Source organism: Nocardia vermiculata NBRC 100427 (assembly GCF_001613265.1).
Classification (GTDB): domain Bacteria; phylum Actinomycetota; class Actinomycetes; order Mycobacteriales; family Mycobacteriaceae; genus Nocardia; species Nocardia vermiculata.
Genome location: NZ_BDCA01000030.1, coordinates 54,315 through 79,793 on the forward strand (window position 1 = coordinate 54,315; position 25,479 = coordinate 79,793).

The following is a 25,479-nucleotide window of genomic DNA, read 5'->3' on the forward strand; positions in this document are numbered from 1 at the left end:
ATTCACCGGCTGTTCGCTTGCCTCGCGATATCGACAACAGTCAATATCGATGCATGTCTAAACCAGAGGGACCGGAAGTGCTGACCGCGCCAGTCGGATGCGCACCCACAGAAACCGTCGGGCGCGCGTTGACCGGCGCGGAAGCAGCCGAGCTGGCGGTCATGTTCAAAGCCCTCGCCGACCCGGTCCGGCTGCGCGTGCTCTCGGCGATCGCCGCCCGCGCCGGCGGCGAAGCCTGCGTCTGCGACGTCTCCGACGGCCTCGACGTCACCCAGCCGACGATCTCGCACCACCTGAAGGTGCTGCGCGAGGCCGGGCTGGTCACCAGCGAACGCCGTGCCTCCTGGGTCTACTACCGCGTCGTGCCCGAAGCCCTGGAGAGGCTGTCGGCCGTGCTGGGCCGACACGCCGGATTGGAGGTGCTGGCGTGACGACCACCGAACACGCGACCCGTCCCGCGGTGGTGGGCAAGCTGTCGACGCTGGACCGGTTCCTGCCGGTATGGATCGGGGTCGCCATGGCCGCCGGTCTGCTGCTCGGGCGTCTGATCCCCGGCCTCGGCGACGGGCTCTCGGCGGTCGAGGTCGACGGGATCAGCCTGCCGATCGCGATCGGACTGCTGGTCATGATGTATCCGGTGCTGGCCAAGGTCCGCTACGACCGCCTCGATTCGGTCACCGGCGACCGCCGCCTGCTCATCGGCTCCCTCGTCCTGAACTGGCTGCTCGGGCCCGCGCTCATGTTCGCCCTCGCGTGGCTGCTGCTACCGGATCTGCCCGAGTACCGCACCGGCCTGATCATCGTCGGCCTCGCCAGATGCATTGCCATGGTGATCATCTGGAACGACCTCGCGTGCGGCGACCGCGAAGCCGCCGCCGTCCTGGTCGCGTTGAACTCGATCTTCCAGGTCGTCATGTTCGCCGTCCTCGGCTGGTTCTACCTCTCCGTCCTGCCCGGATGGCTCGGCCTCGAACAGACCACCATCGACACCTCGCCGTGGCAGATCGCGAAATCGGTGCTGATCTTCCTCGGCATCCCCCTGGTCGCCGGATTCCTCACCCGCCGCCTCGGCGAGCGCGCCCGCGGCCGGGACTGGTACGAGTCGAAACTGATTCCGCGGATCGGGCCCTGGGCGCTGTACGGGTTGCTGTTCACGATCGTGATCCTGTTCGCCCTGCAAGGCCACCAGATCACCTCGCGGCCTTGGGATGTCGTACGGATCGCGGTACCGCTGCTCGCGTATTTCGCGATCATGTGGGGAGGCGGTTACCTCTACGGCCGCCTGGTCGGCCTCGGCTACGAACGCACCACCACGCTGGCGTTCACGGCTGCGGGCAACAACTTCGAACTCGCCATCGCCGTCGCGATCGCCACCTACGGCGCCACCTCCGGCCAAGCCCTCGCCGGCGTCGTCGGCCCACTGATCGAAGTCCCCGTCCTCGTCGGCCTGGTCTATGTCTCCCTCGCCCTGCGTAGCCGATTCCCCCACACCGCCTCAGCGGAGGTGGCTCGGTGACCGCGACACCGTCGGTGTTGTTCGTGTGCGTCAAAAACAGCGGCAAATCACAGATGGCGGCCGCGCTCATGCGCCACCACGCCGAAGGCGAGATCCAAGTGCACTCGGCCGGCACCCAGCCCGGCGACACCCTCAACGCGTTGTCGGTGCGAACGCTCGCCGAGGACGGTATCGAGGTCGGTGACGAACATCCGAAACCCATCGACCCAGCTCTGGCGGCCAGCGTGGACGTGATCGTGGTCGTCGGCCGCCAAGCCCGTCTCGATCCCCCACCGGGGCCACGAATGCTCGTGTGGGACACCGATGAGCCCTCCGAACGCGGCATCGACGACATCGAGCGGATGCGCCTGATCCGCGAGGACCTCGCGACCCGCGTCCACGCCCTCCGTCACGAGCTCACCCGCGACCAACCACCTCGGAGCACCCCATGACCACACCGGCCCCCGCCGCCAGAACCGCCGCGACGATCGATCAAGTGACCGCGTTGGCCGCGGCCGCCGACCACCTGCACCGCGAGTTCGCCGACACCTTCACCACAGTGGTGATCGACCGGTTCCTGCACTCGTCCTACGACGAACTCGCCGCCCGCGCCACCGTCGTCAACTACCTACCGCTGCTGGCCGAACGCTTCGCCCGCCAACGCCTTCGGGCTCTGGCCAAACTCGAAGGCCACCCCGGCACCGGAACCCCCGCCGTGCTGTTCCTGTGCACACACAACGCCGCACGCTCACAGATGGCCCTCGGATTCTTCACCCACTTCGCCGGCCACCGCGCCACGGGCTGGTCCGGCGGAACCACACCGATCGACCGCATCGAGCCCGCCGTCATCGACGCGATGGCCGAGGCCGGTATCGACATCACCGGGGAATTCCCCAAACCCTGGACCGAGGAAATCGTGCGCGCCGCCGACGTGGTGATCAGCATGGGCTGCGGCGACGCCTGCCCCACCGTCTCCGGCGGCCGCTGCGAGGAATGGGACCTACCCGACCCCACCGGCGCCGACCCCGCCACCGTCCGCGAGATCCGCGACGACATCGAAGAACGCGTCCGCGCCCTCGTAGCCGACCTTGACGGCATATGGGGTCCAGTGACGCGAAAAGTCGCGCTTAGCGGTATCTGAGCTGGTCGGGGGGCGTGTGGCTGACGGATTTGCGGTGTGGCCAAGTCACCGATGCGGTGACTCCGCTGTTCGGATTTTCGGTTGATTCGATCGAAATGTGAGCGTTGTTGTGCCGCTGGTGGTTTCATGTGCGGCTGTGCGTGATGAGGGCGCCGTGGAGTACGGCCGGTTCGGTGTGCTGTCGCGGATGGATTTGGAGCGGTTCTTCTACCTCGATGACGAGGACCGCAAGTTGATCTCCGAGCGCCGCCGCGACAGCAACCGCCTGGGCTTCGCCCTTCAGCTGGTCAGCGTGCGCTATTTGGGCCTGTTCTTGCCGGATCCGCTCGACGTCCCGGCCGAGGTGGTCGAGTACGTGGCCGAGCAGTTGGAGATCGCCGATCCGGCGTGTGTGAAGTCCTACACCGAGCGCCGCCAGACCCGCTACGACCATCAGGACGAGATCGTGCGCGCCTACGGGTTGACCCCGTTCGCGCAGGTCGAGGCCGAGTTGGCGGCGTGGGTCGCCGATCAGGCGTGGATGACAGGTGACGGCCCGAAAGCGCTCACGGCGGGGGCGGTGCGCTGGCTGCGGGAACGCGCGGCGCTGCTGCCGGGTGTCACGACCCTGGATCGTTTGGTCTCCGAGGGAAAGCAGTCCGCCGATGCGCGGTTGTGGACGCATCTGGCCGGTCAGCTCACCGGCCGGGAAGCGGGAATCTTATTGGGGCTGCTGGATACTCGCGAGGAGGGCCGCCGGAAGGTGGTCGAGTTGGAGCGGCTGCGCAAGGGCGTGTTCACGCCGTCGGTGACGGGAATGAAGCACGCGCTGGCGCGGGTGCGCGACCTGAACGCGGTGGTCCCGGAATCGGTGGACATCGCCGCGGTGCCGCCGCGCCGGTTGATCGCCCTGGCCGCGCACGGCATCACCGGCAAGACCTCGCATCTGCGGCGCATGAAATCCCAGCGCGAACGGCTGCTGGCGCTGCTGTGTGCGACGGCATTCACGTTGCGCGCCAAGGCGGTCGACGACGTCCTCGAACTGTTCGACCTGCTGATGGTCACCGACCTGATGGCGAAGGCCGAACGCCAGTCCAAGGACGAGAAGCTACGGCGATACCCACGGGTGACCCGCAACGCGGGAAAGCTGGCGCGGGCGGTGCGGGTACTGCTGGAGATGAGCGAGACTGAGCCGGAGCTGTCGCTCGCGCTGGTGTGGGATCTGATCGAGAACACCGTGTCGAAGGCGGAGCTGCGCGCCGCCCTGGCGGCGATCGACGAGCTGGTGCCGCAAGCGGATCCGGAGTTCGACGAACAGCGTCTCGAGGAGCTGGCGGGCCGGTTCGCCACGGTGCGGTCGTTCCTGCCGGCGATGATGCGCACCGTCGACTTCGGTGCCACCGGCGACGCGAAACCCGTGCTCAAGGCCATGCACACCCTCGCTGACCTGATATCCCCGCAGCGGGGGCGCGGGGGGTTGCCCGCGCGCTGGCTCGATGCCCGCCGCGTCGATCACGACCTGGTGGGTGGTGGCTGGCAGCGCCTGGTCTACCCGGCCGAGCGGCCGGCCGAGACGGTCGATCGGGCCGCGTATACGTTGTGCGTCTTGGAGCAGTTTCATCGGCATTTGAAGTACCGCAACATCTTCGCCGAGGACTCCTCGAAGTGGCGTGACCCGCGGGCGCATCTGCTGTCGGGAATGGCGTGGGAGTCCGCCCGCGATTCGGGCATGAACGCCCTCGGTCTGCCGAGTAGTCCGCGCGAGATGCTGGGTGAGCTCGCGCAGAGTGTGGACGGTGCTTATCGGGAGCTGGCGGCCCGGCTCGGCGACGATATCCCGGCCTCGGTGGATGAGGACGGCAAGTTGCATGTCGCGGCGTTGTCCGCGATGCCGGACCCGCCGTCGCTGACTGATCTGCGGCGGCGCACCGCGGCGATGATGCCGCGAGTGGACCTGCCGGAGTTGGTGCTGGAGGTGATGTCGTGGCTTCCGGAGTTCGCCGAATCCTTTACTCACGTCGCCGGCACCAGCGCCCGCGTCGCCGATCTCGGGGTGTCCGTCGCCGCGGTGCTGTGTTCGCAGGCGATGAATGTGGGTCTGGCACCGGTTGTTTCGCCCGGCGCCGATGCGTTGACCCGGGACCGGCTGCGCCACGTCGACCAGCATTACATTCGCGCCGAGACCATGGCCGTGGCCAATACGGTGCTGGTCAACGCCCAAGCGGGCGTGCCGGTGGCGCAGCTGTGGGGCGGCGGGTGTGTCGCCAGTGTGGACGGGATGCGGTTCGTCGTGCCCGTCCGGTCGATCCACGCCCGCCCGAACCGGAAGTACTACGGGCCGAAAAAGGGCTCTACCTGGCTGAACATGCTCAACGACCAGGCCGCCGGACTGAACGCGATGGTGGTATCCGGTACTCCGCGCGACTCGCTCAACGCCGTCGATGTGATCTTGCGCCAACCGGCGGGCAGCAAGGTGCCCGAGGACATCATCACCGATTCCGGATCGTATTCCGACATCGTCTTCGGCATCCTGCATCTGCTGGACCGCAAGTACCGGCCGCAGCTGAAGAATCTGCCCGATCACCGGTTGTGGCGCATCGACCCGGCTGCCGACTACGGGCCCCTGGACAAGGCGGCGCGCGGGCGGATCGACCTGGACAAGATCAGCGAGCATTGGGAGGACATGTGCCGGGTCGCGGTGTCCATGCATCGCGGCGAGGTCTCCGGGCACGAGGTCACCCGGATGATCTCCCGCGACGGCAACCCCACCAGTCTGGGGCAGGCCATCGCCCACTATGGCCGCATCTTCAAGACCCTGCACATTCTGCGAATGGCCGACGACGAACCGTACCGGCGCGAGGCCAAGGCCCAGGCCAACCTCCAAGAAGGACGGCATGACCTGGGGCGCACCGTGTTTCACGGCAAGAAGGGTGAGATCACCCGCGCCTACCTCGACGGCATGGAAGACCAGCTCTCCGCGCTGGGCCTGATCCTCAACTGCATCGTGCTGTGGAATTCGGTGTACCTCGATCGCGCCCTGGATGAGCTACGCGCCCAGGACTACCCGGTCAGAGACGCCGACGCCGCCCGGTTGTCGGCGTTCATCCGCAAACACATCCGCCTGGAAGGCCATTACAGCTTCCATCTGCCCGACCTCGGCGACCGCCACCGGCCGTTGCGCGACCCCGACGCCCCCGACGAGGACGACTGAGCGGGGTGACCGCAGGCGCGGGTCAGCAGGTGCAGGCGGGTGGGGTGTCGCCGGTGAGCAGTTGCTGGGCGAGCGGGCGGCCCAGGGCGAAGGCGTCGGCGACCGGCAGGACGGTCGCGCCCGGGTGCACGTCGAGCCACCCCTGGGCGGCGTCGGCGCTGGCGAAGAAGTGGACCTGGTTGCAGAACGCGGTGCGGATGGAGGCGGGGGCGTTAGGGGCGACGACCGAGACGACGGCGGTGGCCGGGTCGACGCTGGTGACCCGGTCGGGTTCGACGGTGACCCGGACCGGGGTTGCGGTGGCGTGGCACGGGGAGGTGACCTGGGCGGGTTGTCCGAGGACGGCGGGGAAGATCAGGGTGTCGAGTCGGGCATGTCCGCCAACGCCTGGCGGATCTCCTCGGTGCTGCGGCCGGTCGCGGTGGCGAGCTGGTCGACGGTGACCGGCTCGCCGCCGGCGAGCAGCCGCAGCAGCGTCGGCCACAACCACGGCTGGGTATGGGGTGTGGTGAGGGTGTCGCTGAGGCGGTCGGCGAGTTGCTGGGTGGGGCTGTGCATGAGTCGGGGCTCCTTGTTTGGGGTCGCTGTGACGGTAGGGTCTGTCCCCGGGGTGAGGGTCAAGCCCGCGGGTCGCAGCCGCACAGCTCGCCCGTCGACCACAGGGCGTGGTGCGTGTCGTGCGTGGTTTCGAATTCGTCGATGCGGTCGAGGATCTGCTGGGCGTGGCTGATCCGCTCGCGCAGTCGCTGCCGGGACCGTTGCAGTAGTTCGCTCAGACGCGAGCCGACCGTCGGGCCGTCGGTGTTGTGGCCGGTGGTGACGAGGTGGTCGATCTCGGCGATGGTCAGTCCGAGTCCGCGTAGCTCGCCGATGAACCGCACGCACCACAGGGCGTCGTCGGTGTAGAGCCGGTAGCCGGCCGCGCTGCGGCCCAGGGTGTAGATCAGCCCGAGGTCGGTGTACTCGCGCAGTGCTTTCACCGGCACCGCGGTGCGGGCGGACAGTTGCCCAATGGTCATGTGCCCGTTCATGATCGCCGCTCCCGTGCCAGGTCAGCCTGCGCAGCAGGAGAGTTTGGTGACGTCGGTGGTGAAGGTCTGGGCGGTGAGTTTCAACGCTTCGCCCATGGTCAGGTACGGCGCCCAGGTGTGGGCGAGCTGCTGCACGGTCATCCCCGCGGTCATGGCGTAGCCGGCGGCGGTGATCAGGTCTCCGGCATTGTCGGTGAGGGCGTGCACGCCCAGGATCGCGCCCGTGCCCTGTTCGGCGATGATTTTCACCAGGCCCCGGGTGTCGCGGTTGACCAATGCCCGGGGCACGTACGCCAGGTCCAGGACCCGGCATTGGCAGGCCAGCCCGGCCGCGGCGGCTTGGGTGTCGGTCAGCCCGACCGAGGCGATCGCGGGGCTGGTGAACGTCACGCGCGGCACGGTGGTGTAGTCCAGGGCGCGGTCGGCGTGGGCGAACGCGTTGTCGGCGACCAGGGTGCCTTGGGCGGCGGCCACGTACACGAACTGCGGGTCCCCGGTCACGTCCCCGGCGGCCCAGATCCGCGGATTGCTGCTGCGCTGGCAATCATCGACCAGCACCGCGCCGTGGGCGTCGACGGTGACCCCGACCGACTCCAGGCCCAACGCGGCGGTGTTGGGGCGGCGGCCGGTGGCGATGAGTACGTGTTCGGCCCGCAGTTCGGTCGCGGCACCGTCGCGGGTGCGCACGGTCACCAGCTTGTGCCCGTCGGCGGCCAGGACCTTCTCGACGGTAGTGGCGGTGTGTACGTCGATGTGTTCGTCGGCGAAGACGGCCTCGAGTGCGGCCGAGATTTCCGGTTCCTCACCGGAGGTCAGCCTGCTGCGCGCGATCACCGTGACCTTGCTGCCCAGGCGGGCGAACAACTGCGCTTGCTCGAGCCCCACATACCCCGCGCCCACCACGATCAGCGACTCGGGTAAGGCGTGCAGGTCCATGGCGGTGGTCGAAGTCAGGTATCCGGCCTCGGCCAGGCCGTCGATCGGCGGAACCCACGGCGCCGCGCCGGTGGCGATCAGATACTGGTCGGCCTCGATCACCCGCGTGCCGCCCTCGGCCAGCTCGACGCGCAGCACCGGCTTCTCGGTGCCGCCGTCGAACACCGCGGTGCCGGACACGATCTCCCAGCCGTAGCCGACAGCCAGCTCGAGGTATTTTTCCGCGCGCAGCTGTGTCACCAGGGCGTCCTTGCCCGCGATCAGGTCAGGAAAGTCCAGTGGCACCGCGGCCGCGGTGAGCCCGGGAAACCGGCCGGCCGCGGCGGCGCTGTGGCGGGCCTCGGCCGCGGCCAGCAGCGCCTTCGACGGCACGCACCCGACATTGACGCACGTGCCGCCGACGGTGCCGCGCTCCACCATCACCACACGTTTACCGAGGTTGGTCGCGGCGATCGCGGCGGCGAACGCCGCCGAGCCGGAACCGATGATCGCCAGATCGGCGCGGGAATCTGTCGGGGTCACGAGGGGCCTCCTGGTCGGGCAACCGGTGAACCATCCACGGTTGCTATTCGTATTGACGAATATCTACCGGCACCATACTATGCGTTTACCCGAATAGTTCAAGCCTGTTGTGGAGGCGATCCCATGCCCCGGTCTACCACCGCCGACCCCACCGCCGCTGGTGGTGAGACGGCGTGCACGCATCTGGATACGACGGCGAAATTCTTTCGCGCCCTGTCGGATCCGACGCGATTGAAACTCCTCGAATTCATCCTCGCCGCCGAGCGCACCTCCGCGGACTGCGTCGAGCACGCCGGGATCTCGCAGCCGCGGGTGTCGATACACCTGTCCTGCCTCGCCGACTGCGGGTATGTCATCGCGCGCCGCGACGGCAAGAAGCTGCGGTACTCGGTCGGCGACCCACGGGTGGCGGACCTGGTGATGCTGGCGCGAGCACTGGCCGCCGACAACGCCACGGCGCTGGGGTGCTGCGACCGCATCCCCGCAGCCGAGAACGGAGACCAACGTTGAACGCGCCCAATAACTCCGGGGGGATCGGCGGGCCGCTCGCGGTCGCGGGAGCCGCGCTCGCCATGGTCGTGTGCTGCGCGGGTCCCGCCCTGATCGCCGGCGGTGTGCTCACCGGACTCGGCGGTGTCTTGACCAGCCCGTGGCTGATTGGTGCGGGTGTGCTGGTCATCGCCGCCGCCCTCGGCTACACCCTGCGCCGCCGCGCCGCGGGCAAGGCCGCCCGCTGCTGCCCGCCAGGAACGGCGCCGCGCACCACCGCGGACGACCACGAGCACGACACGGTGCGTCACGAGCACCACGAATAGGGAAAACCACACGCCCGATGAGCGGGCGTGGGAGGCCTGGCCCGCGACCGCGACCCGCTGGCGGCACCGCGCACCCTGCCCGGCCTCCACCACCGCCGGTTCACCCCCACCCCACCCACGGAAGGCCCGCATCCTCCGATGACCTCCCTGCTGCGTTCTCGCTACACCGCCGCCGCCGCGCTCGCGCTCACCGGGGCCGTGACACTCACCGCCTGCAACAGCACCGACACCTCCGCCCGGCCCGCCGCCGAAGCACCTGCTAATGCGAGCGCGCCCGCGCAGATCACCACCGTGTCCGGTGCCACGGTGAGCGTGCCGGGCGACAAGCCGACCGCGCTGTTCTTCTTCTCCGTCGGCTGCGGGGAATGCAACGGCGGCGCGAAATCCCTCCAAGGGGCGGCCGAAACACTCGGCAGCGCAGCGTCGTTCGTGCTCGTCGACATGAATCCGGGCGAATCAGCACACACCATCACCGGGTTTCAATCCGACACCGGCACCCAGACGATCCCCGCCGTCATCGACACCGGCGCGACCCTGACCACCCGGTATTCGGTGGCCGCGCTCTCGACGCTGCTGGTGATCGACCCCTCGGGCAAGGTGAGCTACCGGGCCACCGACCCGTCGGCCGACCAGATCACCGCCGCACTGCGCAAAGCCGGAGCCGCCTGATGGGCGGACTGCTCGCCTTGGCCTTCACCGCCGGGATGCTCGCCCCGGTCAACCCGTGCGGATTCGCGCTGCTGCCCGCCTGGATCACCCACACCCTCGGCGACACCACCACCGCGCCCCTGCCGATCCGCATGGGACGTGCCCTGCGCGCCGGGGCCGCGCTCACTCTCGGATTCGCCGGCACCCTGGCCGCCGCGGGCCTGGCCATCAGCGGCGGAGCCAAGGTATTGATCAGCGCGGCACCGCGACTCGGCCTGGCCGTCGGCGCGGTACTGGTACTGCTGGGCCTGCTCATGCTCACCGGCCGCAGCCTCGGGCTGCGCCTGCCCACCCGCCGGCACCCGGCGGCGTCGACGACCGTGGGCATGGTGGCCGCCGGTGCCGGATACGCGGCCGCGTCCCTGTCGTGCACCTTCGGAGTACTGCTGGCAGTGATCGCGCAAGCCCAGGCCACCGCCGGATGGGGCGGCCTGACCGCGATCTTCACCGCCTACACCGGCGGAGCCGCCACAATCCTGCTGCTGGTCGCCCTCGCCACCGCCGCCGCGGGCACCGCACTCACCCGCCGACTCGCCGTTCTCGCCCGCTACGGCCCCCGCCTCACCGCCCTCGTACTCCTCGCCACCGGCGCCTACCTGATCTGGTACTGGCTGCCCGCCGCGACCGGCCACACCACCAGCACCACCGGATCCACCCCGTGGTCGGCTACCGTCAGCAACTGGCTGCAAACCCACACCACCCTGGTCACCACCATGACCGCACTGGCCGTGGCCGCCACCGTCCTGGCCGTGATCGCGCACCACATCACCCGCCGTCGCGGCACCGAACCCGTCGCCATCGACTGCTGCACCCCCGAAACGACCCCGATCCAGGAAAGGCAGAACCCGTGAGCGAACGCTACGACACCCTCGTCCTCGGCGGCGGCATGGCCGGACTGCCCCTGGCGCTGCGCGCCGCCCGCCACGGCCGTGTCGCCTTCGTCGAAAAGGAACTACTCGGCGGGACCTGCCTCAACCGTGGCTGCATCCCCACCAAAACCATGATCGCCTCCGCCGCGGTCGCCCAGCAGGCCCGCCGCGCCGCCGAATTCGGCGTGAGCATCGGCGGTACGGTCACCGTCGACCTGCCCGCCGTCGTCGCCCGCAAGAACGGGCTCGTCGACTCCATCCGCGCCGGATCGTATCGTGCGGTGGAGAAATCCGCCGACCTCGACTTCTACCACGCGCCAGGACAATTCACCGGATCTCGCCAGCTCACCGTCGACGGCACCGTGCTGAGCGCGGACCGGATCGTCCTGGCCACCGGCACCCGCACCGCCCTCCCCGCCATCGACGGCCTGAACACCATCCCCTACTACACCTCCCGCACCCTGCTCGACCTCACCGACCTGCCCACCCACCTGCTGGTGGTCGGTGGCGGCTACGTCGGCTGCGAATTCGCCCAGATGTTCCGGCGATTCGGCGCCGAGGTCACCCTCATCCAACGCGCCGACCGGCTGCTGCCGGGCGAGGACCCCGACATCTCCGCCGCCGTCACCGACGGGATGATCGCCGACGGCATCACTGTGCTCACCGGTACCACCTGCACCCACGCCACCGGTGCCGCCGGGAACATCCGCCTCGGCTGCACCGGCACCGAAACCGGCGAACACGCGGGCAGTCATCTGCTCGTCGCCACCGGCCGCACCCCCAACACCGACACCCTCGGTCTCGAACATCTTGACCTGCAACCGGATTCGAGAGGGTTCCTCACCGTCGACGACACCCTGCACACCAGCACCGAGGACGTGTGGGCCATCGGCGACGTGCGCGGCGGCCCCATGTTCACCCACACCGCCCGCGACGACGCCGACATCGTCTACCGCAGCGCCTACCGCGGACAAGACCGCACCGCAGCCGGACGTATCGTGCCGCACGCGGTGTTCACCGACCCCGAAGTCGGATCGGTCGGATTGACCGAACCCGCCGCCCGCGCCGCCGGATACGACGTCATCATCGGCCGCCAGGACTTCGCCGGTGTCGCCAAGGCCCGCGCCATCGGCAACACCCGCGGCCTGGTCAAATTCGTCGCCGACGCGAACACCGACGCCATCCTCGGCTGCCACATCGCCGGACCCGACGCCGGCGACCTCGTCCACGAAGCCGTCATCGCCATGACCACCGCCGCCACCTACACCCAACTCGCCCAAGCCATCCACATCCACCCCACCCTCGCCGAAGCCGTCAACGCCGCCGCCGGCGGCGTCCACCGCCCCGCCGGATAGCCGGTTCGGCTTCCCTGCACGAGCGTCCGCGGATCATCGCCGCCGCCGGGCGGCGGGGTCGGTCTGGGCCTGCCACCGCATCAACGCCTCCGCCGACGGCCGCGCGTACTTGCCCAGCGACCTGACCGAGGTGTGGCCGCTCATGCGCATCAGCATCGGCGTGGACGCCCCGTCCTCCGCCGCGTGCGTCAACCGGCTGTGACGGAGCTGATGCAGCGTGAACGGGCCGCGGGCGAACTCGGCGGTGTGCTCCTCGAACAACTCGAGGGCCCGCCGATACGACAACCGTCCCCGCAACGTCGCCGGGTCGATATCGTCCACGGCCACACCGGGTTTCGCCTTCCGGTCGGTCAGGAACACCGGCCCGCGCCGCCGGCCCGCCAGCAGCCGGGGCAGCAGCCGCGCGGTCCCGGTCTGCCAGGCGACCACATCCCTGGCCCCGCCCTTGCGGGTCACCACGGCGCACCGGTTCGCCGTATCCAGGTCGCCGATATCGAGCAGCAGCAACTCCTCGGCACGGGCGGCCGTCTCGTACAGCATCGTCCACAACACCCGCTCCCGCAGCGCCACATCCTTCGCCAGCAGCCCGGTGACCTCGTCACGGGTCATCGCCCGGGAATGATCCGGCGGCACCCTCCGCGGCACCAGCCGCACGAGGGGATCACCGACCAACCACTCCTGCGCACGCCAGTACCCACACGCCGCCCGCAGGGACGCGAGACGGACGTTGAACGTCTGCGCCGAACTACCGCCCCACTTGAACGTGAACCACCCCCCGACCCGCTCGGCCTCCAGCAAGCCCACATCCGAATCCGCACCGAAGTCGCGCACCAACTGAGTGAGCGCGACGGCGTACCCGCGCCGGGTGTTCACACTCGGGATCGTCGACAAGAACTGATCGGTCGCGTCCTTGAGCCGCACGCCCCGAATCGGCAGCGCCCGCACCTGTCCCACGCTCAGTCCTTCCGCCCGGTCACCGGAGCCCGATCGGCACTACCGCAGATAATTTACGGAGTCGCCTCGCTTGGGGCGGAGTGTAGCGCCTGGTCGCGATCGAGGTTACCGCAGATAATATGCCATTGTCTGCGGTAACTCCTTAGCGCGACTTTTCCCGGATTTGGGCAGAGCGCTGTGCTCATGCATCCGAAACCCGATGCCGCACAACCCATCTCGTGAACCTAGGGGGTCAGATACCGCTTAGCGCGACTTTTCTCGTCACTGGACCCCACATGCCTTGACCTCACCGACTAACCCCACCCCAGCGTTCGAAAGGCCCTGCCCGTCATGGCATCCATCCCCAGCGTGTTGTTCGTCTGCGTCCACAACGCCGGCCGCTCCCAAATGGCCCAAGGGTTCCTCACCCATCTCGCCGGTGACCGCGTCGAGGTCCGCTCCGCCGGGACCGAACCCGGCGACCGCATCAACCCCGCCGCCGTCGAAGCCATGGCCGAGATCGGCATCGACATCACCGCCCAATCCCCGAAAACCCTCACCCCCGACACCGTCCAAACCAGCGACATCGTCATCACCATGGGCTGCGGCGACAACTGCCCCTACTTCCCCGGCGTCGACTACCGCGACTGGAAACTCGACGACCCCGCCGGACTCGGCGTGGACGCAGTCCGCCCCATCCGCGACGACATCGAACGACGCATCCGCGAACTGCTCACCGAACTCGCCATCCCCACGGTGTAGGGGACCGGGGATCGCGCCGATGTCAGTGGTCGGCCTGGGATTCTCGTGCGGCAACCACTGACATTCCGGGGACGAATCTACTGACACCGAGTGACGAACCTGCTGGTCAGCTACTCACATCCTGATGGCGAGACACAGTTCACTGCGCAGGACTTCGAACATCACTGAAGACGACTCCGAAACCTGACAGTTGACCATATGTCCTGTAGTGCCCCTATGGCTGGCCGCCTATAAGCATCCTTGTAGGGGGTCAGCGCAGGGAATGATGGCAGGTATACTGGTGTTGCCTTCATTGAAGGCGAATAGCGCCAGTCTGTAACCATTGATGGCGTAAGAGAGGAAATGATAGCGCATGAAACAGGTGACGATCCGGAATCTGTCCGACGAGGTACACCGCGCCATCCGTCAGCGCGCGGCCGGGAACGAACGCAGCATCGAGGCCGAGATGCGCGCCATCCTCACCGACACCGTGCAACCGCCCGAGCGGATCAAGCTCGGCAGCCTCCTGTTCGCGGGCATCAGCGACGAGAACCGGCTCACCGACGACGAACGCGAAACCTACTTCGGCCGCGACCGCACCCCGTCCGAACCGGTGGAGTTCGGCCGGTGATCGTCCTGGACACCAACGTCATCAGCGAACCGTTCGCCAAGAATCCCGATCGGCGGGTGGCGGCATGGTTCGATGTCCAGAGCGCCGAAACCCTCTACCTGACCACCGTCACCGTCGGCGAACTCCGCTACGGCATCGCGGCCATGCCCGCCGGCCGCCGCCGCGACGAATACGCTGCGTGGCTCGAAGACCGCACCTTGCCCGCATTCACCGGCCGCATCCTGTCATACGACCTGGCCGCCACCACCGAATACGCGCGGCTGCGCGCCGCGGCCCGCGCCGCCGGGCTCGCCGTCGCCACCGCCGACGGCATGATCGCCGCGACGGCGGCGGCGGCAGGCTTCGCCGTCGCCACCCGCGACAGCTCGCCGTTCGCGGCCGCTGGAGTTCCAACAATCGACCCGTGGCAGTAACGGCCTAACGGCCGCAACGGTTTTAGCACATCACCCACCCCCGCAGAAGAGTCGCTGAACCAAAGTGCCGCGGCGTACATATTCCTGTCGCCGTGGCCACGGGATTGGGCGCTGGACCTATAGGGCGCGCGCCGCACCCCGGCGGCCGCACAGGTTTTCGTCGGTACCGGTGCCTATGATCCGGCCGTGACCGATATCGTTCCAGCCGAGGTGCGCGGGCTGGCAGATCCCACGTTGGTGGATCGGCTGGCCGTGCTGGACGTGGCGGCCGCCGAGTACGCCCGTCCGATCCGGAACACCGAGGAGGCGTACCGTGCCGACTGGCGCGCGTGGCTACGATTCCTTGAGGATCTGAATTTTACTCTGGCCAAGCAAGATCCGGGCGGTACATCGGTGCCGCCGACCGTCACGAACATGGGCGTGTTCGTTGCGTTCATGGCCTGGCACGAACGCAACGAGCTGGCCCCGGCCACCGCAGAGCGCCGCCTCTACGGTGTCATCATGACCTTGCGGCAGCTGCACGGCATCGAGGTACCGAAGCAGACCATCAGCGCCGCTCGGCAGACCCTCACGAACTACCGCAGGGAGTTGGCCGAGGCGAACACCCCGCGCGGCCGCGGGCAAGCACCGGCCGCGACCGTGCCGGACCTGCGCCGGATCTGCGCGGCGCTGCCGCCGACCCTCGCCGGGCACCGAGACCGGGCAATCGTGCTGCTCGGATTCGCCATCGCCGCGCGGCGGTCGAACCTGGCAGCCCTGGACGCAACCGATGTGGTCGAGCATGACGAGGGCCTGGCCGTGACGATCCGCTACGGCAAGACCGGAGCTCGCGAGGCCGCCGTAGATCGAGGTACCAACCCCGGAACTTGCCCGGTCAGAGCCGTACGGATATGGACCGAGGTCGCCGGTATTTCGGTCGGGCCGCTGTTCCGGCCCATCGACCGACACGGCAATCTCAGCGACGCGAGAATGTCACCGCGAGCATGTGGCGAGGCCGTCACCCGCGCAGCGGCGGCCGCTGGAGTCCCGTACCGCACCGGCCACAGCTTGCGCGCCGGACTGGCGACCGAGGCACGTAAGGCGGGCCACGATGTCAAAACCATTGCAGACCAAGGAGGTTGGAACCCGACCAGCGCCGAGCTGTACAAGTACCTGCGCATCGTGGACCGCTGGGCGGACAACGCAACCAAGGGTATCGGGCTCTAGCCCGTCTACTGCGCAATGTTGTATCAGATGCAACACTGCAGATCGTCGCGGTAGAGGATTTGCCCCAGGTTGCGGGCAGTTCGTCGCGGGTGCCGGTCAGCCGGATCTTCATGCTGTTGTCCTCCGTCCGATCAGGGCCGCGATCCAGGCGGGCAGGACCGCGATCGGGGCGTCGACCGCGATCACGTATTGGGTTCCGGTAGAACTCGCCGAATTTTGGGCGGATATGGCCACACGTTTTGTGTCGGTGGGTGGGTTTACCGTTGTCGCAGTGGCAGCCTCGCGTCTGCCCGCTTCCGACCACCTGAGCGCCCACGCCGCCGGGTGTGGACGAGGACAAGGGGCTCGGCCTCGCGCGAACTCTGATCGACTTCGTCTCCAACTCTTACTGATTCGTGAGTACCGGCGAGGTCGCGTGGGGACTTCGCCGCGGAAAGGAATCGGTCATGACCAGCGACAAAGCACGCAAGGCCAAGGTTCGGGCGCGGATGGCCCGCACCGGTGAGCCCTACAGCGAGGCCGCCCGACAGCTCGACCAGTCCACTTCTCCCGACGACCTGAAGAGTCTCGCCGCTGCGGTGCTGCCGACACCGGTCGCGGTGATGCAGGCCCGCCATGTCGCCGCCGCCCGCATGCATCTGGCAACTGCGCACGGACTCGCCGCCGACCACGGGGCGCCCGGCGCTGTGGACCGCCACGCCCGCCATACCGGGGGAGGGGCGCTCGATGCCGTCCACGCTCGGATCCGCGAGTCCTTGTGGGATCTGCAGCAATACGCCGAACGCAGCGCACTGGCGTCCGGCGCGATCGATGCTCTGCCCGAGCTGATGAAGCCCAACGACCCGGCCGATCAGGCGCTGTATCCGAGCATGCATCTGTGGTGCGCCAGCGGTCCGGGCCACACCCTGCCGCAGCCCGGACAAGATCCCAGCGAGGCAGAGACCGAGGCCGGCGAACGAGTGCGGCACCTGCTGCCAGGACCGGTGCCCACGACCCAGCTGGTACCGCCAGGGACCAGCGGCATGAACACGGCCAAGGCCACCGATATCGTGCCCGGAACGCCCGCGGAGTCGATCTGGGAAGCCCAGCACGTCCTCAACCGCTACGGCTGCGACTGGATGTACCGCGCTGGCGACTCACCAGCGGACCTGGCCGCCGCGCTCGACGGCTGCAACCGGCTGTTCGACGACCTGATCGGCACTATCGCCACCGTCCTGGACGAGATCGCGCGCCGCGACGATGAAGGCACCCTGACCGGCGTCGACCGCGCCGCCATCGACCAGGCCCGCGCGGTCACCGACTTCAGCAAGCTCGGCAAACTGCGCTCCGCCCTGCGATCGGCGCGCGCGGCGATCACCGGTGCCCGCGCCGAGCTGCCGAAACCGCGCGGTGGACGGGTATCCGACGCGCTGGCCCGCACGATGCACGGCCGCACCAACGCCCAGATCCGGAACGCGCTGGGCGAGGAAGTGTTCATCAACCGGCAGATCGGCAAGGTAACCGCCCCGAACTACACCCGCGCCGACGCCCTGGCCCGCATCATGGCCTGGATGCACGCCACCGGCGCCACCGTCTACGACCAGGCCGCACACACCACGACCGACCCCGCCCGCGCAGAAGGCTGACACGCGTCCAGCAGCGCCGAACCATTGACCCCTGTGGGGTGGTGGTTCGGCGCTGCCGCATATCCGCCCACAATTCGGCGAGTTCCACCGGAACCCCGTCATGGCCCCGGTCCGGCAGAATCGAGGACGTGAGCAATATCGAGTCCGCCGCCGAGCGCGCCATCTTGGATCAGTTGCGCCAGGCGCAGGACGCCCACCACGGCGGCAATCAGCGCGCCGCGAGCGCGCTGGTGGACGATCTGCTGACTCGGTATGGGCGCGAATCCGTTGACGCGGTGCGCCGGCGGCAGGCCCGTGACCAGCTGGACGCTGATCTGAATCTGTACAGCATGTTCGGTGTGGCTGGTTTGATCGGTGACGACTAGACCTGTTGCCGTGCGAACGCCGACCGCAGTTGGGAAGCTCGCCTCCTACTCATGGTGTTGGGTCAGGGGAACTCTGACCCAACATGCCCGCTCAGCATCGATTGCCGGATTGAGATCTTCCACCGTCTGATCGAGGCCGATGAGCACGACGACTCCGCCACGCCTCCGCGTTGTTGCTCGCGCTCGCGTGAGCCATCCGGAATCCGGATAGAACGTCCCGCCGTAGAACTGCGAGTCGGCACGGTCCGGGAGCGGCGCGGAAATCAATAGCTGCTGGTCTTCGAAATCGGCCGACCACCCCGGCATCGCCGGCCATCGGAAATCTCGCGTCGGCGTTGCCGGCCGGGCCCCCAAGACCATTGCGCCGTCGATCAGCAGGTCCGCGCTGAGCAGCCGCCCATTCGTCGCCACATCGGCCGCCGTCGCATGCCGAATGAGCGCAATCATCGGCTCCCCGGCATACGTAACCGGCTGAGCACTCAGCGTTGCCAACTCATCCGGAATCGGTCCGTCACCGCTGAGTACATAGTCAGGTACGTGCACTTTTACCTCCCCCTCCGATACTGTCCGGGCGTTGATGGCCCGCTCGTTCACCCCAGCAAAGGCCGTTCCAGGACTGTATATCGGTGCTTTCGTCCAGATGGCGGTCATCGTTGCACCGGCGGAGAATCCAGCGCGGCGGCTGATCAGTGGACTGCTGAGCTCCGATGATGGGTCGCTGTTCCCAGTCGGTTATCGAGGCCGGGCCCAGCTCGATCGATGCCCGCGCGACGGTCGCGGGTGCCCCGAGGAGGTGCTGGGTCGCGGCGACGATGTTCTGTCGGTGGCAGACGACAACGGCGACTTCACCGACATGTCGGGTGGTGATCATGTCCAGCTCCCGAGCTACGCGCGCGGTCAGAGCTGTCCATGGTTCAGCGCCCGGCGCCAACGGGGCGTCGGGTTCCAGCGCAGGTGGTGTATCCCGTTGGGCCAGTATATCTGTCAAGAGTTTCCCTTCAGCCTGACCATAATTCGGGCCGGGCAGTTCCGCGCGCACGACCAGGCCGACTGCGGCGGCGATATATTCGGCGGTCTGGCGTGCTCGGGGGACGGCAGTCGTATAGACCGCGGTGATTCCGAGGCTTGGCTGTTCGGCCCTCAGCCGCGCGGCCAGCGCTTGTGCTTGCCGATGGCCTAGGTCGGATAATCCCTGGCAGGTGTGGGTTCCAGCGACGAGCCCCTTGTTGGCGGCCTCGGCGTGGCGGATCAGCAGAAGACGAGTCCGATTCATTCGGTCGCCTCGGCGATCGTGAGCCAGTGGGTTGCGGACCCGCCGTGAACCATTCGAGATTCGGCGGACAACAGCGCGTAGCCGCCGATGTATTCACCAGCGGCGAAGTATGCGCCGTAGCGGACATATCCGGTGACTGTGCGTGTGCTGCCGGTGGAGTCGAGGACCACGTGTGTCTGTTTCGGGCTGTCGATGTAGCGCTGGACCACCCAGCCGGGTTCAGCGCGGGCAGCGAGTGCGTGTGCGGCCCGCTGTCGGTAGGCGCGGCGGCCGCGATTGCCGGCCAGCACTTCGACCCCTTCTGATCCGGTGGACGACCCGCGTTTGATCACGCAGCGAGTGAGCGCATCGGCGGTGATGGGTTCGGTGGTGCCGTCGGGCCAGCGCAGCGCGCCATCTTCGATGATCGCGGTAGGGGCCAGCGCGTTGAGTAGTAGCGCGTAGTCCTGTTCACCGAGGGTGCGCCGAAGGTGCGCCTGGTAGGGATCGCGAGCCATGAAGTGCGGCCAGGCGTGTGACTCCATATAGATGTGCGGGCCGGGGTAACAGTGGAGCGTGCCGGCCGCCGCCTGCTCCAGCATGTCCGTCAGGGCCGCGCGCTCGGCTTCGCCGACCGACGGGTCCAGATGTTTGGTGGTGGTGCGGGCCTGCCGCACGACGACCGACGGCCGTGCGGGATTGATTGCCGACATGTCATCGGCGTAGACAACGACTCCCCGCACTCGGCCGCGCTGGGTGAGAGAGGCCGCGGCCGATCGCACGTCCGGTTCCAAACCATGGCTGCGCCGGACGACGAAATGCACCCGATCGGTCCCGGCCGCCGCAGCATAGGTCTCGCGCATCCGGTCCACCGGAGCGATGTCGTAGTGGTGCAAGGATTCGATCTGCTCGCGCAGCTGCGGCGCTGCGGGGAGCAGGTGGCGGCGATGCAGGGCCGCCACCGCGGCCGTGGTGTGCGTCATCCCGGGCATCAGATTGATGTCCACGATGACCGGCGTCGGTACGCCGCCCCTGTCGGCCAGGACGTAATCCACGCGAACCCAATCAGCGATCGACGCGGTGTCGCGCACACGCGCAGACAGCCCGATCGCCTCGGCCTTCTCCCCGACCGAGACGAACCGGCGTGCTCTGTCGTCGGCGGGTACCAGATCCGCGCAGGCCGTGACCGCGGAGTGCAGTAGCGGCCCGATATCTCGGAGCCGCCTGGCTACCGGTGTGGGCAGAACCACCCCGGTCACGGCCGGCAGAATCGCCAGGTCCGCTCTCTCACTGTCCGCTGTGACCAGGAGAGATTGATCCGGATAGCCGGCAGCGTGCGCGCGGCTCAGTCGGTACACCGCACGCTCGGAGTGCGCGTCGGCGAGATAAGCCGCGGCGGCATCGCGGCCGAGGGTGGAAGCCTCTCGCAGCCACGACGCGGACACTTCAGTACTCGATACCACGGTCACGCTCCTATCGGGTCGAGGCCGAGTTCGGCAGCCACAGCGCTGACCACGGCCAGATAGACCGCTGCGCGTTCGCATCGGGTCTCGAGCTGATCCGGCGCGTATTTGTCGGCCATTTTCGTGCTGCCCGCGTAGATCCGGGGGTGGGGAATCTCGGTGATCTCAGCGAACGAAGCTGTGCGCAGGATCAATTCGAGGGTGAGGCCATAGCCGGTCGTGGTCAGCAGCGGCAGGACACGTTCCACGGTGCGGCGGCGCATCGCCCAGAACCCGGATGTCACATCGGTCAGCCGGACGTCGACCAGCTGATGCACAAGGTGGCGCATAGCTTCGTTGAGTAGTAGCCGGTCGATCGGCGCGGGTGCCGGCGCCGGGGACAGTGGATGGAATCGTGAACCGATCACAATATCGGCGGCGCGAGCGAGCGCGGCGGCAGCGGCGGGCAGGCACTGCGCGTCGTGCTGGCCGTCACCGTCGAGCCGATAGATCTCGTCGGCTCCGAGGTCCAGTGCTGCCTGGAGCCCGAACCGCACCACGGCTCCGTTGCCGTGACCGCCCGGCGCAGGATTCGGTACCCGCAGCACGCGGGCGCGTTCCCCTGTCCGGGGCAGGTCGGCGTTTCCGCCGTCGTCGAGAACGAGGACCTGCGCGTTCAGCGCATCGGGAACGCGGGCGAGGACGGCGCGCACTGTCTCGGGCTCTCGATACGCGGGAATGATGACAACTCGCTGGTTCACAGGTGCTCCGTTCGCGGGATCAGGCAGGGGCGAGGTTGGCGTAGGCTCTTGCGCTGGGAATCAATCGAGAGAGGGTGTATGAGTCGCCGCTACTTCGGCACCGATGGTGTTCGTGGACGAGTTGGGGAATTTCCACTGACCAGCGACTTCGCGTTGCGGTTGGCGTCCGCGGCTGCGCAGGTGCTCAACCTGGCGGGTCAGTCGGTGGTCATCGGTCACGACACCCGCGAGTCGGCGCCGATGTTCGAGGCGGCCCTGACCGCCGGGTTCCTGGCAGCCGGGGTGGATGTTCGATCGTCTGGGCCGCTGCCGACACCCGCCATCTCGCATATGGTCACCCGGTGCGGGGCGGGATTGGGCACGGTCATCAGTGCCAGCCACAACCCGGCCGCCGACAACGGCATCAAATTTTTCGACGCTACGGGCGGAAAACTCAGCGACGCCACCGAGCTGGCGATAGAGAACGCTCTGGACGAGCCGGTGCTGACCGCCGAATCGGCGAGATTGGGCCGCGTGCTGCCCCTCGCCGATGCCGCGCAGCGATACGGCGAGTTCTGTACCGGCCTGCTGCCTCACGGCACCGATGTGTCCCATCTGCGGGCCGTCGTGGACTGCGCCAACGGCGCGACCGCTGTCATTGCACCCCAGGTCTTGGATGCGATGCTCAAGGAAACGATTCCTATCGGCGCATGCCCGTCGGGCCGCAACATCAACGAAGGGTGTGGCTCCACGTCGCCGGGCCTGCTGGCCGAAACCGTGCTCGCCGAGCGCGCCGACTTCGGAATCGCGTTCGACGGCGACGGCGACCGGCTGCTGATGGTCGATCACACCGGCACCGTGATCGACGGTGACCAGCTGCTCTACATTCTCGCTACCCATCTCCACGCCCGGGGCGAACTCACCGGACCGGTCGTGGGCACCGTCATGTCCAACATGGGCTTGGAGCAGGCGTTGCGCGATCGTGGGATCGAGTTCGTGCGGACGAAGGTCGGAGACCGCTACGTTCTGGAAACGCTCTCCGACCGCGGCGGTGTCCTGGGCGGAGAGAGCTCCGGACACCTGTTGATGTTGGACAAGACCCCAACCGGTGACGCTTTGGCTGCGGCGATTGTGGTGCTGGGTGTGCTGTCCGACACCGGAGCGAAGCTGGCCGAGCTCGCCGCCCCCATGCCCCGATACCTTCAGATCCTCGAAAGCGTCCGCGTTCCGGCGCATTTCGACCTCACCAACGAACCGGGTGTCAGTGCCGCGCAGAATCAGGCGGTCACACGGTTGGGCGAGGCCGGCCGGGTCGTGCTGCGGGCCTCGGGTACCGAGCCGGTGATCCGGGTCATGGTGGAGGGCCGAGACGAACCTTTGGTGCGGGAACTGGCCGATGAACTGGTCGCCGCCGTACGGGCCGCAACCTGACCGCGGCCCACTACAGCGATTCCACATTGGCACCGGCCAGGCATCCGCGCGTATCGAACACATACGAACCCGTCGCGATCAGTTCCAGGTCCAAACAGCTGTGGTCGACCAGGAGCACCACGGCTGTTGCCGCCTGAACCATGTCGGTGGTGAGTTCGCCGGCGACTCCCGGAATTCCCCCGACGACCGGGTCATAGATATCGACCCGTATGCCTCGGGATCGCAGCTCCGTGACCACCCGCATCGCGCTGGACTCGCGTAGATCGGCCACATCGGGCTTGTACGTGATACCGACCGCCAGCACTCGCGATTCCGTCGCGGTCTCACCGTGGCGGCCCAGCCCCTCGGTGATCCTGTCGGCCACCCACATCGGCATCTGCTCGTTGACCCGATCGGCAGCTTCCACCAGATCAGCAACCCCGCCGGCCTGGCGGATCGTCCACGTCAGATATTTGGTGTCGACCGGCAAGCAATGCCCGCCCGCCCCGCAACTCGGGGTGAACGGCATGTAGCCGTACGGCTTCGTCGCCGCTATCCGCACCGCGTCCCTGATATCGACACCCAGCGACCCGGCATGCTGAGCCAGCTCATTGACCAAACTGACGTTCACCAGCCGGAAAACGTTCTCCATCAGCTTGGAGAACTCAGCGGTGCGGATATCGGGCGCCGGAACCACCGTACTGGTCAACGCGCCCCAGAACTGCGAAACCTTCTCCAACGAAGCCTCGTTCAGCCCGGACACCACCTTGGGTACCGTCGCCATGCTCGCCAACCCAGCACCCGGATTGATCCGCTCAGGCGAATAACAGAGCGCAAAGTCGATCCCAGCACGTAGTCCGGAGGTTTCGAGCAGCGGCGCTACAACCTCCTCGGTGGTGCCCGGCCATGTCGTTGACTCGAGAATTACGGTGGCCCCCGGGCGCAGCGCAGCAGCGACGGTCTTCGCGGCCGCCTCGATGCAACCGAGGTCGGGCTGACCAGCCACCGCAGGGGTAGGCACGGTGATCAACGCGATATCGAAGTGGCTCAACGCATCCGCGTCGGAGGTGACGCTATAGCGCCCCGACTGCAACGCAGCCTGGAGCCGAGCATCGGACACATCACCGATGAAGGAGTGGCCGGCACGCAGCTGCGCTACCCGCTCGGGATCGGTGTCGTAGCCGACGACATCGAAATGCCGATCCGCGGCCAGCATTGCCACGGGTAACCCCACATACCCTTGCCCGACAACGGCGACACGTTGCGAGCGCGAAGGATTCCCCCGCGCCGGATCATGCAACTGGACAGACGTCACTGCAACCCCTTCCGGTGTGGTGACCGGGATCACCAAGAGCATCAAGTGTCTATTCAGCTACCACCGAAGTCAACCGGAAAATATCGAAAAGTGTTGTGTAGCTTGATAATTAGAAAACTTGTGCGGGCGTGATGATATTCCGGAGCGTCGAGACGCTTCGGCACATCGGGCCCCAGGAGAAGGCATCGGCCAGCGGCCCGGCCTATTCAGTTAGCCGCTGCTCGATATCGGCCAGACGGAGGTCCGCGTAGATCGGTGCTGAATCCTCGGCGTCCAGCAGAGTCCATCGGTCCGGGAAAACACCTGTTTGGACAAGCTGGTAACCCAACCGGGCTGCTCGAGCGGCCAGGAACTCGATTCGCATCGCCTTGAGTTCCTCGGTCATAGCGTGCTTCCCGCTTTCGGCTCGGCAAGGTGGCACCAGTAGTCGTGACGGACCGCGTCCCACAGGCGAGAAAGGTTCGGGAATCGCTCCCGCACGATCACCAAATCCGGTGCTGCGGCAGGTATGTCGACCGCCATCAGCGGCGGCTGACCGGTAAGTGGGGCGCTGACATGCATCATGCGGATGCGCGTGTGGTCCATCCGCCACACCGCCGCCCACCCGTCGCACTCGGTGCGGTACTCGGTCACCGCCGGCTCCTGTCGTGGTCCCCGGCGGCGGGGGACGCATCACCCCGCCGCCGAGACGATTCGGAATCCAGAGCGTGTAGGCCCTCCACAACACGGGCCATCACATCGGCTGGGGGCGGGTCGTGCGCGGTGCTCTCCCAGCCGTACTCAGCGGCGTACTCACCCGGGGTTCGCTGTTGTAGCTGGTCCATGTCACGACTCCAATCGCCCGAATGTCGGGTGCTGGGCCGCAAGGGTGGTTCGACCCAATTTGGTGATCTCCCAGCGGCCTGTCCGCAGAGTGGTGACAACCAGATCTCGGCGGTTCAGCTCCCCTATGCCCTGCCAGGTCTTCCACCGCGTCAGGCCCGCCGCTGTCTCGATCTGCTGCTTGGTCAGCATCCCGCCGTAGCTCAATGCTCGGAGGATGCGCGCGTGTGCGATCGACAGGCTGCCGCGAGGCCGTATCCGTACCCGCCCGGATAGGTGTTCTTCGCTCTCGTTGGCGGTCATCACCACCACCTCGACTGCCGCGGTTCGCTTGCATCGCATGCGATGAACACGCCCGGGTCGATCTGCACAGTCATTGCTCACCTGCCTGTCTGCGGGCGGTAGGCCACAGGTCTATGACCATCCAGAAGTCAGACTAAAAGTGTGCATCCCAAAAAACAATGCTCGGTATCAATCCGTCTATAACAATCTGCACAGAGTAGGCTCAATGGTGATTCGAAC

At 67.5% G+C, this 25,479-nt stretch carries 30 protein-coding genes; 17 read left to right on the forward strand and 13 right to left on the reverse strand.

Going from position 1 to position 25,479, the window contains the following annotated elements; translation table 11 throughout:
- The first annotated feature begins 53 nt into the window (after positions 1-53).
- The 5 genes from NV2_RS24965 (at position 54) to NV2_RS24985 (ending at position 5,826) form a co-directional block, all read left to right on the forward strand.
- The gene (locus NV2_RS24965; protein WP_067879432.1) at positions 54-431 is read left to right on the forward strand and encodes an ArsR/SmtB family transcription factor; all 378 of its coding nucleotides are present in this window, start codon (positions 54-56) and stop codon (positions 429-431) included.
- A complete protein-coding gene (gene arsB, locus NV2_RS24970) occupies positions 428-1,516 on the forward strand; it encodes an ACR3 family arsenite efflux transporter (RefSeq protein ID WP_281198558.1) in 1,089 nt (362 codons plus the stop codon). Before NV2_RS24965 ends, arsB begins: the two co-directional genes overlap by 4 nt.
- Complete coding sequence (locus NV2_RS24975; protein ID WP_174550631.1) at positions 1,513-1,947, forward strand: arsenate-mycothiol transferase ArsC; 435 nt, start codon at positions 1,513-1,515, stop codon at positions 1,945-1,947. Before arsB ends, NV2_RS24975 begins: the two co-directional genes overlap by 4 nt.
- Positions 1,944-2,636, forward strand: coding sequence for an arsenate reductase ArsC (locus NV2_RS24980; RefSeq protein WP_067879307.1), 693 nt, complete (start codon positions 1,944-1,946; stop codon positions 2,634-2,636). Before NV2_RS24975 ends, NV2_RS24980 begins: the two co-directional genes overlap by 4 nt.
- 97 nt (positions 2,637-2,733) lie before the next feature.
- Entirely contained in the window at positions 2,734-5,826 is a 3,093-nt protein-coding gene (locus tag NV2_RS24985) for a Tn3 family transposase (protein WP_245662770.1), read from the forward strand.
- Between the two features lie 22 nt (positions 5,827-5,848).
- Here NV2_RS24985 and merB read toward each other — a convergent pair whose 3' ends face one another.
- The 4 genes from merB to merA are packed head-to-tail and all read right to left on the reverse strand — an operon-like array spanning position 5,849 to position 8,315.
- Positions 5,849-6,184 (reverse strand): organomercurial lyase, encoded by a 336-nt coding sequence (gene merB / locus NV2_RS32420; protein ID WP_245662774.1) that lies wholly within the window; start codon positions 6,182-6,184, stop codon positions 5,849-5,851.
- On the reverse strand, positions 6,181-6,384 hold the full coding sequence (locus NV2_RS32425; protein WP_245662771.1) for a hypothetical protein: 204 nt from the start codon (positions 6,382-6,384) through the stop codon (positions 6,181-6,183). The genes merB and NV2_RS32425 overlap by 4 nt, the downstream gene beginning before the upstream one ends.
- Positions 6,385-6,443: 59 nt before the next feature.
- A complete protein-coding gene (locus NV2_RS24995; RefSeq protein WP_168436194.1) occupies positions 6,444-6,845 on the reverse strand; it encodes a MerR family transcriptional regulator in 402 nt (133 codons plus the stop codon).
- Positions 6,846-6,878: 33 nt separating this feature from the next.
- The gene (merA, locus tag NV2_RS25000) at positions 6,879-8,315 is read right to left on the reverse strand and encodes a mercury(II) reductase (protein WP_067879314.1); all 1,437 of its coding nucleotides are present in this window, start codon (positions 8,313-8,315) and stop codon (positions 6,879-6,881) included.
- Positions 8,316-8,438: 123 nt separating this feature from the next.
- Here merA and NV2_RS25005 point away from each other — a divergent pair, with 123 nt between their 5' ends.
- The 5 genes from NV2_RS25005 to NV2_RS25025 are packed head-to-tail and all read left to right on the forward strand — an operon-like array spanning position 8,439 to position 12,062.
- Positions 8,439-8,825 carry an ArsR/SmtB family transcription factor gene (locus NV2_RS25005; protein WP_067879317.1) on the forward strand — a complete coding sequence of 129 codons (387 nt, stop codon included), beginning with the start codon at positions 8,439-8,441 and terminating at the stop codon, positions 8,823-8,825.
- Positions 8,822-9,130, forward strand: coding sequence for a mercuric ion transporter MerT (gene merT, locus NV2_RS25010; protein WP_067879320.1), 309 nt, complete (start codon positions 8,822-8,824; stop codon positions 9,128-9,130). The genes NV2_RS25005 and merT overlap by 4 nt, the downstream gene beginning before the upstream one ends.
- A gap of 27 nt (positions 9,131-9,157) precedes the next feature.
- Positions 9,158-9,799: a TlpA family protein disulfide reductase gene (locus NV2_RS25015; RefSeq protein ID WP_245662772.1), complete on the forward strand. Its 642-nt coding sequence runs from the start codon at positions 9,158-9,160 to the stop codon at positions 9,797-9,799.
- The gene (locus tag NV2_RS25020) at positions 9,799-10,689 is read left to right on the forward strand and encodes a cytochrome c biogenesis protein CcdA (protein ID WP_067879323.1); all 891 of its coding nucleotides are present in this window, start codon (positions 9,799-9,801) and stop codon (positions 10,687-10,689) included. The genes NV2_RS25015 and NV2_RS25020 overlap by 1 nt, the downstream gene beginning before the upstream one ends.
- Positions 10,686-12,062, forward strand: a complete 1,377-nt coding sequence (locus tag NV2_RS25025) for a dihydrolipoyl dehydrogenase family protein (protein ID WP_067879328.1) — start codon at positions 10,686-10,688, stop codon at positions 12,060-12,062. Before NV2_RS25020 ends, NV2_RS25025 begins: the two co-directional genes overlap by 4 nt.
- A gap of 33 nt (positions 12,063-12,095) precedes the next feature.
- On the opposite strand, the gene NV2_RS32430 is transcribed toward NV2_RS25025, so the two are convergent.
- Positions 12,096-13,016 carry a tyrosine-type recombinase/integrase gene (locus NV2_RS32430; RefSeq protein WP_067879331.1) on the reverse strand — a complete coding sequence of 307 codons (921 nt, stop codon included), beginning with the start codon at positions 13,014-13,016 and terminating at the stop codon, positions 12,096-12,098.
- 330 nt (positions 13,017-13,346) lie between these two features.
- On the opposite strand from NV2_RS32430, the gene NV2_RS25035 reads away from it, so the two are divergent.
- The 6 genes from NV2_RS25035 to NV2_RS25060 all read left to right on the forward strand — a co-directional run bounded on the left by NV2_RS25035 (position 13,347) and on the right by NV2_RS25060 (position 17,976).
- Positions 13,347-13,757 (forward strand): arsenate reductase ArsC, encoded by a 411-nt coding sequence (locus NV2_RS25035; RefSeq protein WP_067879334.1) that lies wholly within the window; start codon positions 13,347-13,349, stop codon positions 13,755-13,757.
- Positions 13,758-14,109: 352 nt separating this feature from the next.
- Positions 14,110-14,367 carry a FitA-like ribbon-helix-helix domain-containing protein gene (locus NV2_RS25040; protein ID WP_067879337.1) on the forward strand — a complete coding sequence of 86 codons (258 nt, stop codon included), beginning with the start codon at positions 14,110-14,112 and terminating at the stop codon, positions 14,365-14,367.
- The gene (locus tag NV2_RS25045; protein WP_067879340.1) at positions 14,364-14,780 is read left to right on the forward strand and encodes a PIN domain-containing protein; all 417 of its coding nucleotides are present in this window, start codon (positions 14,364-14,366) and stop codon (positions 14,778-14,780) included. Before NV2_RS25040 ends, NV2_RS25045 begins: the two co-directional genes overlap by 4 nt.
- A gap of 186 nt (positions 14,781-14,966) precedes the next feature.
- Positions 14,967-15,986 carry a tyrosine-type recombinase/integrase gene (locus NV2_RS25050; RefSeq protein WP_067879343.1) on the forward strand — a complete coding sequence of 340 codons (1,020 nt, stop codon included), beginning with the start codon at positions 14,967-14,969 and terminating at the stop codon, positions 15,984-15,986.
- A 446-nt stretch (positions 15,987-16,432) separates the two neighbouring features.
- On the forward strand, positions 16,433-17,611 hold the full coding sequence (locus tag NV2_RS25055; RefSeq protein WP_157103080.1) for a hypothetical protein: 1,179 nt from the start codon (positions 16,433-16,435) through the stop codon (positions 17,609-17,611).
- Between the two features lie 128 nt (positions 17,612-17,739).
- Positions 17,740-17,976: a hypothetical protein gene (locus NV2_RS25060; RefSeq protein ID WP_067879349.1), complete on the forward strand. Its 237-nt coding sequence runs from the start codon at positions 17,740-17,742 to the stop codon at positions 17,974-17,976.
- A 45-nt stretch (positions 17,977-18,021) separates the two neighbouring features.
- Here NV2_RS25060 and NV2_RS25065 read toward each other — a convergent pair whose 3' ends face one another.
- The 4 genes from NV2_RS25065 to NV2_RS25080 are packed head-to-tail and all read right to left on the reverse strand — an operon-like array spanning position 18,022 to position 21,431.
- The gene (locus NV2_RS25065; RefSeq protein WP_169811554.1) at positions 18,022-18,468 is read right to left on the reverse strand and encodes a hypothetical protein; all 447 of its coding nucleotides are present in this window, start codon (positions 18,466-18,468) and stop codon (positions 18,022-18,024) included.
- A gap of 37 nt (positions 18,469-18,505) precedes the next feature.
- Positions 18,506-19,249, reverse strand: coding sequence for a histidine phosphatase family protein (locus NV2_RS31090; RefSeq protein ID WP_084475412.1), 744 nt, complete (start codon positions 19,247-19,249; stop codon positions 18,506-18,508).
- A complete protein-coding gene (locus tag NV2_RS25075; RefSeq protein WP_157103081.1) occupies positions 19,246-20,691 on the reverse strand; it encodes a carbohydrate kinase family protein in 1,446 nt (481 codons plus the stop codon). Before NV2_RS25075 ends, NV2_RS31090 begins: the two co-directional genes overlap by 4 nt.
- Positions 20,692-20,693: 2 nt before the next feature.
- Positions 20,694-21,431, reverse strand: coding sequence for a glycosyltransferase family 2 protein (locus NV2_RS25080; RefSeq protein WP_168436195.1), 738 nt, complete (start codon positions 21,429-21,431; stop codon positions 20,694-20,696).
- A 78-nt stretch (positions 21,432-21,509) separates the two neighbouring features.
- Between NV2_RS25080 and glmM the strand changes: the two genes are divergently transcribed.
- Positions 21,510-22,841, forward strand: a complete 1,332-nt coding sequence (gene glmM, locus NV2_RS25085; RefSeq protein WP_067879363.1) for a phosphoglucosamine mutase — start codon at positions 21,510-21,512, stop codon at positions 22,839-22,841.
- Between the two features lie 10 nt (positions 22,842-22,851).
- On the opposite strand, the gene NV2_RS25090 is transcribed toward glmM, so the two are convergent.
- From NV2_RS25090 to NV2_RS25110, 4 genes are all read right to left on the reverse strand, one after another.
- A complete protein-coding gene (locus NV2_RS25090) occupies positions 22,852-24,177 on the reverse strand; it encodes a nucleotide sugar dehydrogenase (RefSeq protein ID WP_084475416.1) in 1,326 nt (441 codons plus the stop codon).
- Between the two features lie 160 nt (positions 24,178-24,337).
- Positions 24,338-24,520 carry a hypothetical protein gene (locus NV2_RS25095; RefSeq protein ID WP_067879370.1) on the reverse strand — a complete coding sequence of 61 codons (183 nt, stop codon included), beginning with the start codon at positions 24,518-24,520 and terminating at the stop codon, positions 24,338-24,340.
- Positions 24,517-24,768, reverse strand: a complete 252-nt coding sequence (locus NV2_RS25100; protein ID WP_067879373.1) for a hypothetical protein — start codon at positions 24,766-24,768, stop codon at positions 24,517-24,519. The genes NV2_RS25095 and NV2_RS25100 overlap by 4 nt, the downstream gene beginning before the upstream one ends.
- A 192-nt stretch (positions 24,769-24,960) precedes the next feature.
- Positions 24,961-25,260: a hypothetical protein gene (locus NV2_RS25110; RefSeq protein WP_157103082.1), complete on the reverse strand. Its 300-nt coding sequence runs from the start codon at positions 25,258-25,260 to the stop codon at positions 24,961-24,963.
- Positions 25,261-25,479 lie beyond the last annotated feature (219 nt).

What these genes read in the sequence shown, in the direction of transcription:
- NV2_RS24965 (WP_067879432.1), top strand. Translation starts at nt 54, where the DNA reads ATGTCTAAACCAGAGGGACCGGAAGTGCTGACCGCGCCAGTCGGATGC.
- NV2_RS25035 (WP_067879334.1), top strand. Translation starts at nt 13,347, where the DNA reads ATGGCATCCATCCCCAGCGTGTTGTTCGTCTGCGTCCACAACGCCGGC.
- NV2_RS25005 (WP_067879317.1), top strand. Translation starts at nt 8,439, where the DNA reads ATGCCCCGGTCTACCACCGCCGACCCCACCGCCGCTGGTGGTGAGACG.
- NV2_RS32425 (WP_245662771.1), bottom strand. Translation starts at nt 6,384, where the DNA reads ATGCACAGCCCCACCCAGCAACTCGCCGACCGCCTCAGCGACACCCTC.
- NV2_RS25020 (WP_067879323.1), top strand. Translation starts at nt 9,799, where the DNA reads ATGGGCGGACTGCTCGCCTTGGCCTTCACCGCCGGGATGCTCGCCCCG.
- NV2_RS25055 (WP_157103080.1), top strand. Translation starts at nt 16,433, where the DNA reads ATGACCAGCGACAAAGCACGCAAGGCCAAGGTTCGGGCGCGGATGGCC.
- glmM (WP_067879363.1), top strand. Translation starts at nt 21,510, where the DNA reads ATGAGTCGCCGCTACTTCGGCACCGATGGTGTTCGTGGACGAGTTGGG.
- NV2_RS25095 (WP_067879370.1), bottom strand. Translation starts at nt 24,520, where the DNA reads ATGACCGAGGAACTCAAGGCGATGCGAATCGAGTTCCTGGCCGCTCGA.
- NV2_RS25040 (WP_067879337.1), top strand. Translation starts at nt 14,110, where the DNA reads ATGAAACAGGTGACGATCCGGAATCTGTCCGACGAGGTACACCGCGCC.
- NV2_RS25110 (WP_157103082.1), bottom strand. Translation starts at nt 25,260, where the DNA reads ATGACCGCCAACGAGAGCGAAGAACACCTATCCGGGCGGGTACGGATA.
- NV2_RS31090 (WP_084475412.1), bottom strand. Translation starts at nt 19,249, where the DNA reads ATGAATCGGACTCGTCTTCTGCTGATCCGCCACGCCGAGGCCGCCAAC.
- NV2_RS24980 (WP_067879307.1), top strand. Translation starts at nt 1,944, where the DNA reads ATGACCACACCGGCCCCCGCCGCCAGAACCGCCGCGACGATCGATCAA.
- NV2_RS24995 (WP_168436194.1), bottom strand. Translation starts at nt 6,845, where the DNA reads ATGACCATTGGGCAACTGTCCGCCCGCACCGCGGTGCCGGTGAAAGCA.
- NV2_RS25090 (WP_084475416.1), bottom strand. Translation starts at nt 24,177, where the DNA reads ATGCTCTTGGTGATCCCGGTCACCACACCGGAAGGGGTTGCAGTGACG.